The organism is Pseudomonas sp. PDM19 (assembly GCF_014852215.1).
Taxonomy (GTDB): Bacteria; Pseudomonadota; Gammaproteobacteria; order Pseudomonadales; family Pseudomonadaceae; genus Pseudomonas.
Genome location: NZ_JACVBG010000002.1, coordinates 631,895 through 647,467, shown reverse-complemented (window position 1 = coordinate 647,467; position 15,573 = coordinate 631,895). Strand labels below are relative to the sequence as shown.

Below are 15,573 nucleotides of genomic sequence, written 5' to 3'. Positions count from 1 at the left end.
ACGGGCTTTTCAATTACCGGGATGACCTCAGAAGCCGACGCTGCCCTGCACGTAGAAGGTGCGCGGCTCGCCGAGGTAGATACCGGCGTTGTTGTCGCTGGAGCGGGTGTAGTTCATCTGGTCGAAGAGGTTCTTCACCCCGGCGGCAAGCTTCAGGTTCGACGCCTGAGGACCGAAGTCGTAGCCCACGCGGGCATTCCACAGCACATAGCCGGGGATGTCGCCGTACTGGCCATCGGCGGTCGGCTCGGTGATGTAGTTGCCGGTGAAGCTACCGTTGGCGTTGGTGGTCGGGCCGGGCGCGCGCTGCTTCGACTGGGCGAAGCCGTCGAAGTTGTAGGTCCAGCGGTCATGCTCGTAGCGCAGGCCGATGGTCGCCACCTGGCGCGAATAGAGCGGCAGGTCGCGGCCCTTGAAGCCGGGGATCTCGCCTTCGTAGGTCGCGCGGGTGTAGGTCAGGGTGCCGTAGGCGGTCAGGCCGGCGAGTACCGGGTCGAGCGCGGCCATATCGTAGTGCGCAGAGGTCTCGATACCCTGGTGCTTGGTGGCGCCCAGGTTGGTCCAGCCCACGTCGTTGCTGATGTACTGCAGTTCGTCGTCGAAGTCGATGTAGAACAGCGTGACTTCGCCACCCCAGGTGCCGTTGTCGTAGCGGGTGCCCACTTCGTAGGTCTTCGCCTTCTCCGGCTGCAGGCCGCTGGCAGTGTCGTTGCCGCTGCCACCCTGGCCGAGCTGGAAGTACTGCAGGCTGCCGAAGGAGGTCTCGTAGTTGGCGAACAGCTTCCACTCGTCCGACAGGTGATACATCACCGCCAGCGCCGGCAGCGGCTCGTTGTAGTCCTTGCTGCGGTTCTTTTCCTGGACCGGCTTGCCCTTGTTGTCGATCACCGGGCGCTCGTGCCAGTCGGTGGAGATGCGCTCGAAGCGGATGCCCGGGGTGACGGTCCAGTTGCCCACGTCGATCTTGTCGTCGAGGTAGATGGCGTTCGCCTCGGTGCCGCCGGTGCGGTCCTGGTAGGTGTGGCCGTCACCGCCGGGAGTCGGCAGCGTGGTCGGGATGTTGTTGATCAGCGCGACCTGGCTGGCGCGCTCGTGCATCGCCTCCTTCAGGTAGCGGTAGCCAATGCTCGCTTCCTGGGTGGTCGGGCCGACCATGAAGATCCTCGACACGCGCGGCTCGATACCGAAGGTGTGGTAGTCGCGCGGGTACGACGCCAGGGTCTTGAGGTCGCGGTTGGCGATGGTGCTGCCGCGGAAGCTGTCGCTGTAATAGGTCAGCACTTCCACTTGCGCGAGGTCGTCGATCTGCCGCTTGTACTTGAGCGAGACGTCCTTGCGGCGGCCGGTGAAGTTGTCATAGTCGCGCACCGACTGGTACGGGTCCTTGTCGAACTGCGCCTGGGTCAGGCCGCCGGGCATGTCGGCGCTGCCATCGTAGTAGTGGAAGTTGGCGGTGAACTCGTCAGCGTCTGTGGGGGCCCAGTGGGTCTTGAACATCACGTCGTCGATATCGGTGGCGTCATTGCTGTCGCGGTAGCCCGCGCCTTTCACGCCCGAGTACAGCAGTGCAGCGCCCATGCCGTTGTCGGCGGTGCCGCCGAGGAAAGCGTTGTAGAGCTTCTTCCAGCCGCCGTGGGAAGCGGTTTCCACGGTGCTGCCGACGTCGCCGGAGAATTCCTTGGGAATCGCGCGGGTGACGAAGTTGATCACCCCGCCGACGTTCTGCGGTCCGTAGCGCACGGAGCCGGCGCCACGCACGACGTCGACGCTGTCGAGGTTGCCCACCGACAGCGGGAACATCGACAACTGCGGCTGGCCGTAGGGCGCCACGGCGGCCGGGACGCCATCGATGAGCACGGTGGAGCGCGGCGACAGTCGCGAGGTCAGACCGCGCACGCCGACGTTGAGGGAGACATCGCTGCCGCCGGTGCCATTGTTGTCCTGCACCTGCACGCCGGGAATGCCGCGCAGCACATCGCGCACGTTCTGTGCGCCTTCTTCGATCATCTGCTCGCGACGCACCACGGTGCGCGCGCCGGGGTGGTTCTGTACCACCTGCTGGTCGGCCTCGCCGAGCCAGTCACCGACCACGGTAACGGTCTCCAGCTCCTTGGTCTCTTCCTCGGCCTGCGCTGGCAGCAGCGGCGTGGCCAGGGCTACGGCGATCGCCAGGCGCGACCACGAACGAACGTGCGACATGCTTCCCCCTCCCCGGGTATTTCGTGAAGGGGCGGGAAATTAGAACTGATTGTAAATTTTGTAAATGCAAATGTATCGCAAATGACAAAATATTCCGGTTGACTCAGATTCTCTTTTCGGCATCTCGAACGACTGTTCATCAGCCACGGCAATAGGCCAGCAGCCCTTCGGTGGCGGGCTCTGGCCGATAACGACGCCGGAAAAATCAGACGGGGCGGAAAGACCGCGCACAAGCCTGGCGGTATTCGCCGGGGCCGACGCCATAGGCCTGCTTGAACTGCCGGCTGAGGTGACTCTGGTCGGCGAAACCGAGCTGCATCGCCACATTCACCGGCATGCAGCCCTGCTTGAGCAGCGCCCTTGCCTGCTCCAGCCGGCGCTGCTTGAGCCAGGCATGTGGCGGCAGGCCGGTGGCCTTGCGAAACACGCGGGCGAAATGGAAAGGCGACAGCCCGACGGCAGCGGCCAGCTCTTCCAGCGACGGCGGCTCCATCAACCGCGAACCGAGCAGCTCGCGGGCGCGGGCCACAGCCACGGGCTCATTGCCCGCCGGCGGTGCCTCGGGAATCCGTGCGTGACGCTGGAACAGCAGCAGGAGCGCCTCGCGCCAGCAGGTCTGGCGCTGCAGTACGGTGGCGTCGGAATCCACCAGGCGGTGGGCGGCGAACAGCGCCTGCACCAGTTCCGGGTCGAACACCACGCTGGCATCGAACGACGGCGTACCGCCTCCGCCCAGCTCCAGCTCCTCCAGCACGCCGGACACCTGCGCCAGCTCCGGGTAGAAGCCGCGGTAGCGCCAGCCGGCCTCGTCGGCCTTGGAACCGGTGTGCACCTCGTCGGGGTTGATCAACACCACGCTGCCGGCCGGGGCGAAGTGCTCGGCGCCGCGATGGTGAAAGCGCTGTGCGCCCTGCTCGATCATGACGAAGGCGAAGCCTTCATGGACGTGGGGCGAGAACACCTGCTCGATATAGCGCGCGTGCAGCAGCTCGACGCCACCCAGCTCCTGGGCGCGCCAGAAGCGGGTGCGTTCGCCACTCGCGTCGTGTTCTGCCATGCACTACTCCGCCCTGGAATGATCTAAACGCCGAGCCATTGCTGGCACCTCTGTGCCTGTGCTTGCCCTCACCCCAACCCTCTCCCAGGGGGAGAGGGGGCAATCCGTGCCGGCTGACATAGCGGTTTCATCCTGCGCCGATCGGTCCCCTCTCCCATGGGGAGAGGGTTAGGGTGAGGGGTTTTGAAGCCGCGAACAGAGTATCACTCAGCCGTTGAAACCAGCTTCCAGCGCGGCCTTCACCTGCGGCCATTCCTGGTCGGTGATGCTGTAGAGGATGGTGTCGTCCAGCCGCCCGCCGGCCAGGCGCCGGTGGTTGCGCAGCACACCCTCGCGCACCGCGCCGAGCTTCTCGATGGCACGCTGGGAGCGCTCGTTGCTGGCGGCGGTCTTGAACTGCACGCGGACCATCTTCCAGCTATCGAAGGCGTGGCGCAGCATCAGGTACTTCATGGTGGCGTTGAGGCCGCTGCCGTGCTGGGCCTGGTCCAGCCAGGTGGCACCGATCTCGCAGGCCGGCAGCGCCGGGAGGAAGTCCATGAAGCGCGTGGTGCCGACGATCTGGTTGCCCAGCCGCACCACCAGCGGCAGCGCACGGCCCTCGCGCTGGTCGGCCAGGCCCTGGCGGTACCAGTCCGGGCGCCCCGGCGCGCTCATGAACTGCAGGACGTCGCGGTTCTGCTCCGCCAGCGTCACCAGGTCCGGCACGTCGGCCTCCACCATCGGCTCCAGGCGCAGGGCCCCGCGCTGCAAGGTGATGGGTAACGGTCTGAACATGGCGCCCTCCTCGAAACACGACGCGAAATCTTCGCTCACATCAGAGCGTAGCGGCCGGCTGAAGTGCCGCGCGCCGGATGGCGCTCGACGGACGGACCGCGAAAAGGCCGGCAAGCTATCAGCCCGGCGCTCCGCTCTCAAGTGTGAGGCGTGACACAGCGCCACTGAGACATTGGTAGCAGGTGTCTGACAGTTCCGGACTTTGATGCGAAACTGCTTCGATGCCACAGCGCTCCTGCGGGGGAGCCAGTTCACTTCCGGAGTCAGCATGTCGTTGTCCAGTGGGTTGATCGCAACGGTCGCCCTGCTCTACATGGCGGTCCTGTTCGCCATCGCGTTCTATGGCGACCGCCGTCGCGCCCCTCTTTCGCCGCGTGTCCGCGCCTGGGTCTACAGCCTGTCCCTGGCGGTCTACTGCACCAGCTGGACCTTCTTCGGCGCCGTCGGCCAGGCCGCCGACCAGTTGTGGTCCTTCCTGCCGATCTATGTCGGCCCCGTGCTGCTGATGCTCTTCGCACCCTGGGTGTTGCAGAAGATGATCATGATCAGCAAGCAGGAGAACATCACCTCCATCGCCGACTTCATCGCCGCGCGCTACGGCAAGTCGCAGGCGCTGGCGGTGGTGGTGGCGCTGATCTGCGTGGTCTGCGTGCTGCCCTACATCGCCCTGCAGCTCAAGGGCATCGTCCTCGGCGTCAACCTGCTGATCGGTGCCGGCCCCGACTCCACCGGCATCCGCGCCCAGGACACGGCGCTGATCGTGTCGCTGATCCTCGCGCTGTTCACCATCGTCTTCGGTACCCGCAACCTGGACGTCACCGAGCACCACCGCGGCATGGTGCTGGCGATCGCCTTCGAGTCGCTGGTCAAGCTCACCGCCTTCATCGCCGTCGGCATCTTCGTCACCTACGGTCTCTACGACGGCTTCGGCGACCTGGTCGACCAGGCCCGCGTCGCCCCGCAGCTCACCGAATACTGGAAGGAGACCGTGCACTGGCCGGCGATGCTGCTGCAGACCGGTGTGGCGATGACCGCCATCATGTGCCTGCCGCGCCAGTTCCACGTACTGGTGGTGGAGAACATCGAGCCGCGCGACCTCAACCTGGCGCGCTGGGTGTTCCCGATCTACCTGGTGCTGGCCGCGCTGTTCGTGGTGCCCATCGCCCTTGCCGGGCAGATGCACCTGCCCGCCGGCGTGATGCCCGACTCCTTCGTGATCAGCCTGCCGCTGGCCGAGGCGCATCCGGCGCTGGCCCTGCTGGCCTTCATCGGCGGCGCTTCGGCGGCCACCGGCATGGTCATCGTAGCCAGCGTGGCGCTGTCCACCATGGTCTCCAACGACATGCTGCTGCCCTGGCTGTTGCGCCGCAAAGGCGAAGCCGAGCAGCCGTTCGAGGTGTTCCGCCACTGGCTGCTGACCGTGCGCCGGGTGAGCATCGCGCTGATCCTCCTGCTGGCCTACGTCAGCTACCGCCTGCTGGGCTCCACCGCGAGCCTGGCCACCATCGGCCAGATCGCCTTCGCCGCCATCGCCCAGCTCGGCCCGGCGATGATCGGCGCGCTGTACTGGAAGCAGGCCAACCGCCGCGGCGTGTTCGCCGGCCTGGCCGCCGGCTCGCTGCTGTGGGCCTATACGCTGGTGCTGCCGGTAGTCGCCAAGGGCCTGGGCTGGCCGCTGCAGACATTCCCCGGCCTGGCATGGCTCGCCGGCCGCCCGTTCGGCCTGTCCATCGAGCCGCTGACCCTGGGCGTGCTGCTCTCGCTGATCGGCAACTTCGCGCTGTTCGGACTGGTCTCGGTGTTCTCCCGCACCCGCGTCTCCGAGCACTGGCAGGCCAGTCGCTTCATCGGCCAGGAAATCTCCCAGAAACTCAGCTCGCGCTCGATGCTCGCGGTACAGCTGGAAGACCTGCTGATGCTCGCCGCCCGCTTCGTCGGCGAGGAACGCGCGCGACAGAGCTTCATCCGCTTCGCCTACCGCCAGGGCAAGGGCTTCACTCCCAGCCAGAACGCCAACGACGAGTGGATCGCCCACACCGAGCGCCTGCTCGCCGGCGTACTCGGCGCCTCCTCCGCGCGCGCCGTGGTGAAGGCCGCCATCGAAGGCCGCGAGATGCAGGTGGAGGACGTGGTGAAGATCGCCGACGAAGCCTCCGAGGTGCTGCAGTTCAACCGCGCGCTGCTGCAGGGCGCCATCGAGAACATCACCCAGGGCATCAGCGTGGTCGACCAGTCGCTGCGCCTGGTGGCCTGGAACCACCGCTACATCGAACTGTTCGAGTACCCGGACGGGCTGATCTACGTCGGCCGCCCGATCGCCGACATCATCCGCTACAACGCCGAGCGCAATCTCTGCGGGCCGGGTGATCCGGACCTGCACGTCGCCAAGCGCCTGTACTGGATGCGCCAGGGCACGCCGCATACCTCCGAGCGGCTGTTCCCCAACGGCCGGGTGATCGAGCTGATCGGCAACCCCATGCCCGGCGGCGGCTTCGTCATGAGCTTCACCGACATCACCAACTACCGCGACGCCGAGCAGGGCCTGAAGGACGCCAACGAAGGCCTGGAGCAGCGCGTGCAGGAGCGCACCTTCGAGCTGTCGCAACTCAACCAGGCACTCACCGAGGCCAAGGGCACCGCCGAGGCGGCGAACCAGTCGAAGTCGCGCTTCCTCGCCGCCGTCAGCCACGACCTGATGCAGCCGCTGAACGCGGCGCGGCTGTTCTCCGCCGCCCTCGCCCACCAGGAAAAACTGCCCGAGGAGGCCACTGAACTGGTGCGCCACCTGGACTCGTCGCTGCGCTCGGCGGAGGACCTGATCACCGACCTGCTGGATATCTCGCGCCTTGAGGGCGGCCGTGTCAGCGCCGACGTCGCGGGCTTCCCGCTGAGCAACCTGTACGACACCCTGGGCGTGGAGTTCCGCGTGCTGGCCCAGGAGCACGGCATCGACTTCCATGTGCGCGGCAGCAAGCTGCGCGTGGAAAGCGATATCAAACTGCTGCGCCGCGTGCTGCAGAACTTCCTCACCAACGCCTTCCGCTACGCCAAGGGCCACGTGCTGCTGGGCGTGCGCCGCGAGGCCGGGCACCTGCGCCTGGAAGTCTGGGACCACGGCCCGGGCATCCCACCGGACAAGCTGCAGGTGATCTTCGAGGAGTTCAAACGCCTGGACAGCCACCAGACCCGCGCCGAAAAGGGTCTGGGCCTGGGCCTGGCGATCGCCGATCGACTGTGCAAGGTGCTCGGCCACCGTCTGGAAGTACGCTCCTGGCCGGGCAAGGGCAGCGTGTTCAGCGTCAGCGTGCCGCTGGCGCGCCAGCCGGCTCCGGCGCCGCTCAACGGCCACAAGGTGGAAACCCCGGAACAGCTCAACGGCGCGCAGGTGCTTTGTGTCGACAACGAAGACAGCATCCTCACCGGCATGAACAGCCTGCTGACCCGCTGGGGCTGCCGCGTGCTCACCGCACGTAGCCGCGAGGAATGCCAGGCGCTGCTCGAGGGCGATGCGCGTCCGCAACTGGCGCTGATCGACTACCACCTGGACGACGGCGAGCTGGGCACCGACCTCATGGCCTGGCTGCGCACCCGTCTGGGCGAGCCCGTGCCCGGCGTGGTGATCAGCGCGGACGCCCGTCCTGAACTGGTGGCGCAGATCCACGCGGCCGGTCTGGACTTCCTGCCCAAGCCGGTGAAGCCGGCGGCGCTAAGGGCGTTGTTGAGTCGGCATTTGAGTTTGCGGTGATGGTCCTCAGCGCGGGCTTAGCACCCTCTCCCCGCCCTCTCCCTGAAGGGAGAGGGAGTTAACCGTGCCGTTCTTGGTTATGTGCCATCCGGCGAGCATTGGTCTTTCATCGCGCTCCGAACCAGTCCCCTCTCCCTTCGGAGCGGGGCGCGCAGCCAGGGTTAGGCAGAGGGTCTTCCCGGCCAGCTCCGCACCCGACTCAAGCCAGCCGCCCCCGCCACTGCAGCAACACCACCCCGGCAATGATCAACCCGACGGCCAGCAAGCCCTCGACTGACAGCCGCCGCACCGGGAAACCGGCCCAGCCGAACTGGTCGCACAACGCCGACATCAGCATCTGCCCCGCCACCACGCAGGCCAGGAAAGTCGCCGCCCCCAGCTGCGGCGCCAGCATTACCGCGACCGTCAGGTAAGCCGCGCCGAACAGCCCACCCAGCCAGCCCCACCACGGCGTGGTAGCGATGCCAGCTGCCGGCGGCAACGGCACACGGAAGGCCAGCAGGGCGATGATCACCGCCGCCAGGCTCACGCCCAGGGACGTCAGGCTGGCACTCAATGGATGCCCCAGCTGCCGACCGAGCAGGGAGTTGCTGCCGGCCTGCAGGGCGACCAGCGCGCCTACACCGATGGCGGGCAGCAGAAGAAGTAGTTTCGACATCGACTTTCCTCCGTTTCTTGTCGATGCCTTCAGCTTCTGCTATCCATCCTGCGCATGGAAATGAATGATCGGTACAGCACAGATGCACTCGATTCATGACTTGCGCCGCATCGACCTCAACCTGCTGGTGATCCTCGATGCGCTGCTGGACGAGCGCCACGTCTCCCGCGCGGCCGAGCGGCTGGCGATGACACAGCCGGCGGTGAGCCATGCACTCAACCGCCTGCGCGACCTGCTCGACGACCCGTTGCTGGTGCGCGCCGGCAACCAGATGCAACTGACCCGCCGCGCCTTCGAACTGGCCGAGCCGCTGCGGGAAATCCTCGGCGGTGTGCGCCGGCTGGTGCTGGGCGACGATTTCGACCCGGCCAGCGCCGAGATGGAGTTGCGCCTGGGCATGTCCGACTACAGCGCCTGGGTAGTGCTACCGGCCCTGCTGCCGCTCCTGCGCCGCGAGGCGCCGGGCATTCACCTGGACGTAAGGCAGGCCTCGCGGGTGGGCATGGCCGAGCAGGTGGCGAGCGGCGAGCTGGATGTCGCGCTCGGGGTCTTCCCGATGCTGCCCGAAGGACTGCGGATGCAGCAGTTGTTCGAGGAACGCTTCGTCTGCCTGTGCTCGAGGGAAACCCTGGGCGAAAGACAGCGCCTGGACCTGGACGACTATCTCGCCGCCCCGCACCTGCGGGTCGCCCTGCAGCAGAGCCCGGCGGAAGAGATCGACAGTCACCTGGAAAAACTCGGCCGGCGCCGTCAGGTGGCCGCCACCGTACCGCACTTCAGCGTCGCGCCCAGCCTGCTAGCGGGCACCGACCTGGTGCTGACCATCGCCGCGCGGATGCTCCCGGATGATCTCGAAAACTGCGGCCTGGCGAGCTTCGAACCGCCGCTGAAACTGGCACCTTTCGACTTCGTGCAGATCTGGTCGGAGGCCAGCGAGGACGACCCGGCACGACGCTGGCTGCGCGGCAAACTGGCCGAGGTGACCCGCCGTACCTGAGCCGTTACTCCGGCGTTTCCAGCCGCCGGAGGATTTCCCCGACGCGCTCGCCGAGCATCTCGTTGGCCGAACGCTTCAGGCCGCGCGCCAGCTCCACCAGCACCACCTGTTCGGCCACCGGCCGCAGGCGCTGGAAGACTTCGGCGAGACGCTCGAGGTCCGCTGCACCGGGCAGCAGGTCGGCGCCTGGCTTGTCCACCAGATGGGTCACTACCAGCCGCACGATGCCGGCGGCCAGGTGTTCGGTGTCGGTGCGCAATACCGCCAGATGATCCAGCAGTGCCGCCAGCGGAATACCGGCGCGATACAGCTCGACGCCAGCGTTGAACAGGCGCGGGCTGGGAATGCTGATGCGCTCGCCATCGAAGGCCAGCAAACCCTGCGCCAGCGCCTGGTCGATCACTGCATCATCGAGCTCATCGCCGAAGAGTGCCTGCAGGTCGCTGAACTCGATGCTGCCGGGGGACTCCAGGTTCCACGGGCCGACGATGGCTTCGTCGAGGCCGAGCACGTGGTCCAGGTCGTGGCCATGCTCCCAGCTCTGCAGCAGCTCCTTGATATTGGCGATGTTGTAGCCGCGCTCCAGCAGGCGGTTGATCAGCCGCAGCCGGCGCAGATGGCTGGCGAAATACACCCCGGCGCGGCCGCGGCGCTCGGGCGGCGGCAGCAGGCCGCGATCCTGATACGCGCGCAGGTTGCGCACCGTGGTGCCGCCCTCGCGGGCGAGCTCATCCACCGTGTACTCGCGCTCGTCCTCCACCGTGGAGGGCGCATCGTCCGGGCGTTGCAGCAGGCGCTGGAGAAGATTCAGGGGTGTGCTCATGGCGCGGATGATAGTCACCGTTGCGCCCTCAGAACAATCGAAAGCACTAGTCCCAAAGTGATCCGCCGCACTGCCCTGCAGCCCAACCAAAGACGGGACCTGCACCCGCCGCAAATCCCCCGCCGCTCCACAACCCGCGCCGCCAGCGGCTCCGCGCCCCGGTAACACTCAAGGCCCGGCACGCACGGCATGGCGCATCGCCCGCCAATGGGTCAGCATCGATCGTGACATTGCTCAATGTCACGATAACAACAACCAGCCTGGAGAAAGTCATGTCCCAAGGCGCCTGGGTGCCCACCCCCGAAGACCTGCGGCACTTCCGCGAGACTCAGCAACTGGCCTACCGCTGCTGCGAAACCATTGCCGGCGAACTGCGTCCGGGCATCAGCGAGCGCGAGACCGCCGCCCTGATGAAGACCTGGCTGCTCGATCACGGCGTGCGCGACTGGTTCCACCAGCCCTTCGCCTGGTTCGGCCCGCGCACCTCGTTCAAGGGCTTCGACGGCCTGCGCCACCTGGGCGGCTTCAACCTGGCCTTCTACCCCGGCAAGCAGCGTCTTGAAGAAGGCATGCCCTTCATCCTCGACTGCGCGCCGACCCTGGGTGCCTACACCGCCGACGTCGGTTACTCCGGCGCACTGGGCCACAACCTGCTGGTGGAGCGCCTGATGGACGACCTGCTGGCGCACCGCAACCTGATCGTCGAACAGGTCCGCCGGCGCCTGCCGCTGGCCGAAGTCAGCCAGTCGGTCGACCGCCTCTGCCAGCGCCAGGGCACCCTGCCGCGGCACAAGGCCTACCCCTTCGAAGTGCTGGCCCACCGCGTGGAAAAACTCGGCGCGCGGGACAGCGGCCCCTCGCTGGCGCGCTTCGGCGTGCGCAACATTGCCACGCTGATGAAGAACGCCCTGGTCACCGGCCGCCGCGAAGGCTGGTCACCGCTGTGGTCGAGCAACGACCGCTCGCAACACGCCCCGACACCCGGCCTCTGGGCGGTCGAGCCACACCTGGGGCTGCGCGGCGTGGGCGCCAAGTTCGAGGAGCTGCTGGTGGTCACCGCAGACGACGCCTACTGGCTGGACGACGACCTGCCCCACGTGCGCCGCTGGATCGCCCGCAGCCTGGTCAGCGCTCCGGCGCGGCGGGAGGTGGCATGAACGCGATGCTGGAAAAGGCACTGCCAACACCGGAGCGCCTCGACGTGCAATCGGGCAGCGTACGCCTGGCCGTGTGGCGCTGGGGCGAACCGCATCTGCCGATGGTGCTGTTCGTCCACGGCTATCCGGACAACCATGAAGTCTGGCTGCCGCTGATCCGTCGCCTGTCCGGGCGCTTCCAACTGGTTGCCTACGATGTGCGCGGCGCAGGCGAATCGGACAAGCCGCGCAAGACCCGCGACTACCGCCTGGAACTGCTCAGCCAGGACCTCAAGGCCGTGCTCGATGCGGTCAGCCCGCAGCGCGCGGTGCACCTGGTGGCCCATGACTGGGGCTCGATCCAGACCTGGGAGAGCGTCACCGATCCACAGCTGCGCGCGCGCATCGCCTCCTACACCAGCGTCTCCGGCCCCTGCCTGGACCACGTCGGCTTCTGGATGCGCGACCGCCTGCGCCGCAAGACACCGCGCGCGCTGCTGCAGATGGCCAGCCAACTGCTGCACTCCTGGTACATCTACTACTTCCATCTGCCGTTGCTGCCGTCTCTGTCGTGGCGCTTCGGCGCGGCCAAGGCCTGGCCGCAGTACCTGCGCAAGGTCGAAGGCATCCGCAACCCGGCACGCAACCCGCACCAGGCCAGCGACGGCGAGCACGGCGTGAAGCTCTACCGAGCCAACTTCATCACCTCGATCTTCAAGCCGCGCAAGCGCCATACCGAGGTGCCGGTGCAACTCATCGTGCCGACCCGCGACCGCTATGTCGGCCAGCAACTGTTCCAACAACTCTCGCTGTGGGCGCCGCGCCTGTGGCGCCGTGACGTCACTGCCGGGCACTGGCAACTGCTCGCCGAACCAGCCCGCCTGGGCGGCTGGATCGACGAATTCGTCAGCCACATCGAAGGCGGCGAAGCCACGCCGGAACTGCAGCGCGCCGCGCTGAAACCTGGCGCCGGCCCGTTCGCCGGCAAGCTGGTGGTGGTCACCGGCGCCGGCGGCGGCATCGGGCGGTCGACCCTGCTGAGCTTCGCCGAACGCGGCGCCAGCGTACTGGCAGCGGACATCGACCCGGCCGCCGCCGAGCGCAGCGCCGAACTGGCCCGCGCGGTGGGGGCCAGCGCCTACAGCTACTACGTGGACGTGGGCGACAGCGCCGCCATGGAACGCTTCGCACAGTGGGTGAAGAGCAGCCTCGGCGTGCCCGACGTGGTGGTCAGCAACGCCGGCATCGGCATGGCCGGGCCGATGCTCAAGACCACCCCGGAGGAATGGGAGCGCCTGCTGCGCATCAACCTGTGGAGCGTGATCGACGGCTGCCGGCTGTTCGGCAAGCAGATGGTGGAGAGCGGCAAGCCGGGGCACCTGGTCAACGTCGCTTCCGGTGTGGCTTTCGCGCCGTCACGCAACTACCCGGCCTACGCCACCAGCAAGGCGGCGGTGCTGATGCTCAGCGAGTGCCTGCGCGCCGAGCTGGCGGGCAATGGCATCGGCGTCAGCGCGGCGTGCCCGGGCTTCGTCGATACCGGCATCGTCCAGGCCACGCGCTTCGCCGGACTGGATGACGAACAACAGGCGAAACACCGCGCCAAGGTACAGCGCTTCTACCGTCGGCGCCGGCTCAGCCCGGACACCGTCGGCGAACGCATCACCCGCGCAGTGGAACGCAACCAGCCGGTGGTGAAGGTTGGCAGCGAAGTGCATCTGGGCGCCCTGCAATGGCGCTTCATGCCCTGGCTGTCGCGCCTGTTCGCCCGCCTCAACCTGACTGCCTGAGAATCCCCATGAACAACCCTCATCACAAGCTGGTGCAACGCAAGGTGCAGTTCGACTACAGCGACTCGCCCCTGCACTGGATTCCCGGCGAGCCCGAGGCTTCGCACGTGGTCAACGTCATCCACATGATGTTGCCGGCCGGCGAGCTGTGGTTCTGCCGGCTGTACAACAAGGCCCTGCCCTTCGTGAAGGAAGGCCGTCTGCGCGACGACGTGCAGGGTTTCATCCGCCAGGAGGCGATGCATGCCCGCGCCCACAACGGCGCGCTGGAACGCTACCTGAGCCACCACGGCATCGACTCGACGCGCTACCTGAAGGTCATGGACTACCTGTTCGAGCAGTTGCTCAGCGATACGCCGCTGGGCCTTACCCTGTTCAATCGCACGGCCTGGCTCAAGCGCTGGTGGATCGGCCAGCGCTGCGCCATCGTCGCGGCGGTGGAGCACTTCACCTGCGTACTCGGCAAGTGGATCCTGGAGGCCGACGCGCTGGACCGCGCCAAGGCCGACCCGGTGCTGCTGGACCTGTTCCGCTGGCACGGCGCCGAAGAGGTGGAGCACCGCAACGTTGCGCACGACCTGCACGTACACCTGGGCGGGACCTTCGTCAGCCGCCAGCTGTGGATGTTCGTGGTCTGGCCGCTGATCATCTACCTGTTCGCCTTCGGCACCCGAACCCTGTCGCGCCAGGACCCGAGCATCGCCCGGCCGCGTTCCTTTGCGGCGATCTGGCGCGACGGCTCGAAGTCCGGCGTGCTGCCGAAGATCAGCTCGGTAGCCACCAGTTTCCTGCGCTACTTCAAGCCCTGGTACCACCCGGACCACGAGGCCAATACCCAGGAAGCGCTGGACTACCTCGCCCGCTCGCCGGCAGCCAACCGGGCCGCGCGCGCTTCGTAAGGCCTGCCGGCGCGCCCGCGCAGTGGATGCGCGGCGCGCGCCGATCGCATACTGCGGCATCCGTTACTCGATTCAGGGATGCCGCGTATGCCAATGGGAACCTACCCGCTTCACTCCGCCCTGTCCTCCCGCGTGGAGCGTCTGCCGGAGCAGGTGGACGTGATCATCGCCGGCAGCGGCATCATGGGTTGCGCCACCGCCTGGCAGCTCGCCGGCCTTGGCCTGAGCGTGCTGGTGCTGGACAAGACCGGCCTCGCCAGCCAGCAGTCCACCCGCGCCTGGGGCTTCGTCCGCCAGCAGGCGCGCGATCCGGCGGAAGTGCCGCTGATGATGGCGGCGATCCCGCTGTGGGAACGTCTTGAAGAGGAGCTGCAACTACCGCTGGAATGGCGTCAGGGTGGCTGTCTGTACCTGGCTGAAACGCCGGAGCAGCAGCACAAGTACGAGGACTGGCTGAAGGTCGCCGCCAACTTCGGACTCGGCACCCGGCTGCTGGGCCGCGCGGAAGTCGCACAACTGATGCCAGCCTTGAGCGATCCCACCCGCGGCGCGCTCTATACCGCCAACGACGGCCAGGCCGAGCCACGCCGCGTCGCTCCGGGTTATGCACTGCGGGCCATCGAGCGCGGTGCCGTGTTCGTCGAAGGCTGCGGCGTCACTGGAATCGATCGCGCAGCCGGCGCCATCTGCGGTGTGCAGACCGAGCGCGGCTATGTGAAAACCCGACAGCTGCTGGTTTGCGCGGGTGCCAGCAGTTGGCGCCTGGTGCAGAGCCTAGGACTGACATTGCCGCAACAGGCCGTGCGCTGCACCGTCTCGCGCACCAGCCCCGGCCCGGATGTCGGCGCGCAGAGCTTCATCGGCCACGGCATCGGCTTCCGCCAGCGTGCCGACGGCAGCATCAACCTCGCCGACGAAACCCAGGCCGACATCGACCTGAATCTCGACTATCTGCGCGATGCCAGACATTACCTGCCGCACCTGCCGGAACACCGCGAGGGCTTCTCCTTCAAGCTCAATGGCGCGCTGTTCCACGACCTGCGCCAGCGCCTGCCCGGCTCGGAAAGAAGCGTGAACGGCCCGGTCCTCGGCGAGCGTGATCCGCAGGTGAAAGCGAACACCTCGCGCGTCTTCCAGGCACAGACCAATCTCGCCAAGGCATTCCCGGCGCTGCGCGATGTGAAGGTGGTGGAAAGCTGGGCCGGCCTGATCGACGTGCTGCCCGACGGCATCCCGGTGCTCGACGCTCCGCCGGAAGTGCCAGGCCTGCTGATCGCCACCGGCTTCTGCGGCCATGGCTTCGCCATGGGGCCCATCGTCGGTCAGTTGATGAGCCAGTGGATTCACAAGGGCGAAGCCGGAATGGACCTGCATGCCTTCCGGCTGCGGCGCTTCGCTGATGGAACGGCGGGCAAGCCCTACTCGCTGTTCTGAGGGGCTGCCTGCGGCGCATATTCGTGACCGGCTATCCCCGCAGGAACGCTCCATGCGC

The 15,573-nt window shown here is 67.1% G+C and carries 10 protein-coding genes and 1 pseudogene; 6 read left to right on the top strand and 5 right to left on the bottom strand.

Annotation, left to right across the window (positions count from 1 at the left end; genetic code table 11):
• Nucleotides 1–27: 27 nt before the first annotated feature.
• The 3 genes and pseudogenes from IB273_RS11345 to IB273_RS11335 all read right to left on the bottom strand — a co-directional run bounded on the left by IB273_RS11345 (nucleotide 28) and on the right by IB273_RS11335 (nucleotide 4,062).
• Nucleotides 28–2,199 (bottom strand): TonB-dependent receptor family protein, encoded by a 2,172-nt coding sequence (locus IB273_RS11345; RefSeq protein ID WP_192224098.1) that lies wholly within the window; start codon nucleotides 2,197–2,199, stop codon nucleotides 28–30.
• 205 nt (nucleotides 2,200–2,404) lie between these two features.
• Nucleotides 2,405–3,256, bottom strand: coding sequence for a helix-turn-helix transcriptional regulator (locus IB273_RS11340; protein ID WP_192224097.1), 852 nt, complete (start codon nucleotides 3,254–3,256; stop codon nucleotides 2,405–2,407).
• Nucleotides 3,257–3,463: 207 nt separating this feature from the next.
• Nucleotides 3,464–4,062, bottom strand: a pseudogene (locus tag IB273_RS11335) (GNAT family N-acetyltransferase).
• 239 nt (nucleotides 4,063–4,301) lie between these two features.
• Between IB273_RS11335 and IB273_RS11330 the strand changes: the two are divergent.
• Complete coding sequence (locus IB273_RS11330) at nucleotides 4,302–7,778, top strand: PAS domain-containing hybrid sensor histidine kinase/response regulator (RefSeq protein ID WP_081520200.1); 3,477 nt, start codon at nucleotides 4,302–4,304, stop codon at nucleotides 7,776–7,778.
• A gap of 199 nt (nucleotides 7,779–7,977) precedes the next feature.
• Here the strand turns inward: IB273_RS11330 and IB273_RS11325 are convergent, their stop codons facing one another.
• Complete coding sequence (locus IB273_RS11325; RefSeq protein ID WP_151187969.1) at nucleotides 7,978–8,436, bottom strand: DMT family transporter; 459 nt, start codon at nucleotides 8,434–8,436, stop codon at nucleotides 7,978–7,980.
• A gap of 82 nt (nucleotides 8,437–8,518) precedes the next feature.
• On the opposite strand from IB273_RS11325, the gene IB273_RS11320 reads away from it, so the two are divergent.
• Complete coding sequence (locus IB273_RS11320; protein WP_192224096.1) at nucleotides 8,519–9,433, top strand: LysR family transcriptional regulator; 915 nt, start codon at nucleotides 8,519–8,521, stop codon at nucleotides 9,431–9,433.
• Nucleotides 9,434–9,437: 4 nt separating this feature from the next.
• On the opposite strand, the gene IB273_RS11315 is transcribed toward IB273_RS11320, so the two are convergent.
• Nucleotides 9,438–10,136: a MerR family transcriptional regulator gene (locus IB273_RS11315; protein WP_230986170.1), complete on the bottom strand. Its 699-nt coding sequence runs from the start codon at nucleotides 10,134–10,136 to the stop codon at nucleotides 9,438–9,440.
• Between the two features lie 392 nt (nucleotides 10,137–10,528).
• Between IB273_RS11315 and IB273_RS11310 the strand changes: the two genes are divergently transcribed.
• The 4 genes from IB273_RS11310 (at nucleotide 10,529) to IB273_RS11295 (ending at nucleotide 15,515) form a co-directional block, all read left to right on the top strand.
• Nucleotides 10,529–11,413, top strand: a complete 885-nt coding sequence (locus tag IB273_RS11310; protein WP_192224095.1) for a M24 family metallopeptidase — start codon at nucleotides 10,529–10,531, stop codon at nucleotides 11,411–11,413.
• Nucleotides 11,410–13,182 carry an SDR family oxidoreductase gene (locus IB273_RS11305; RefSeq protein WP_192224094.1) on the top strand — a complete coding sequence of 591 codons (1,773 nt, stop codon included), beginning with the start codon at nucleotides 11,410–11,412 and terminating at the stop codon, nucleotides 13,180–13,182. The genes IB273_RS11310 and IB273_RS11305 overlap by 4 nt, the downstream gene beginning before the upstream one ends.
• A gap of 8 nt (nucleotides 13,183–13,190) precedes the next feature.
• Nucleotides 13,191–14,081: a metal-dependent hydrolase gene (locus IB273_RS11300; RefSeq protein ID WP_192224093.1), complete on the top strand. Its 891-nt coding sequence runs from the start codon at nucleotides 13,191–13,193 to the stop codon at nucleotides 14,079–14,081.
• 87 nt (nucleotides 14,082–14,168) lie between these two features.
• Nucleotides 14,169–15,515, top strand: coding sequence for an NAD(P)/FAD-dependent oxidoreductase (locus IB273_RS11295; RefSeq protein ID WP_192224092.1), 1,347 nt, complete (start codon nucleotides 14,169–14,171; stop codon nucleotides 15,513–15,515).
• Nucleotides 15,516–15,573: the final 58 nt, after the last annotated feature.

Excerpts from the sequence above, each read along its gene's own strand:
- IB273_RS11345 (WP_192224098.1), bottom strand. The coding sequence starts at position 2,199 with ATGTCGCACGTTCGTTCGTGGTCGCGCCTGGCGATCGCCGTAGCCCTG.
- IB273_RS11340 (WP_192224097.1), bottom strand. The coding sequence starts at position 3,256 with ATGGCAGAACACGACGCGAGTGGCGAACGCACCCGCTTCTGGCGCGCC.
- IB273_RS11330 (WP_081520200.1), top strand. The coding sequence starts at position 4,302 with ATGTCGTTGTCCAGTGGGTTGATCGCAACGGTCGCCCTGCTCTACATG.
- IB273_RS11325 (WP_151187969.1), bottom strand. The coding sequence starts at position 8,436 with ATGTCGAAACTACTTCTTCTGCTGCCCGCCATCGGTGTAGGCGCGCTG.
- IB273_RS11320 (WP_192224096.1), top strand. The coding sequence starts at position 8,519 with ATGCACTCGATTCATGACTTGCGCCGCATCGACCTCAACCTGCTGGTG.
- IB273_RS11310 (WP_192224095.1), top strand. The coding sequence starts at position 10,529 with ATGTCCCAAGGCGCCTGGGTGCCCACCCCCGAAGACCTGCGGCACTTC.
- IB273_RS11305 (WP_192224094.1), top strand. The coding sequence starts at position 11,410 with ATGAACGCGATGCTGGAAAAGGCACTGCCAACACCGGAGCGCCTCGAC.
- IB273_RS11300 (WP_192224093.1), top strand. The coding sequence starts at position 13,191 with ATGAACAACCCTCATCACAAGCTGGTGCAACGCAAGGTGCAGTTCGAC.
- IB273_RS11295 (WP_192224092.1), top strand. The coding sequence starts at position 14,169 with ATGCCAATGGGAACCTACCCGCTTCACTCCGCCCTGTCCTCCCGCGTG.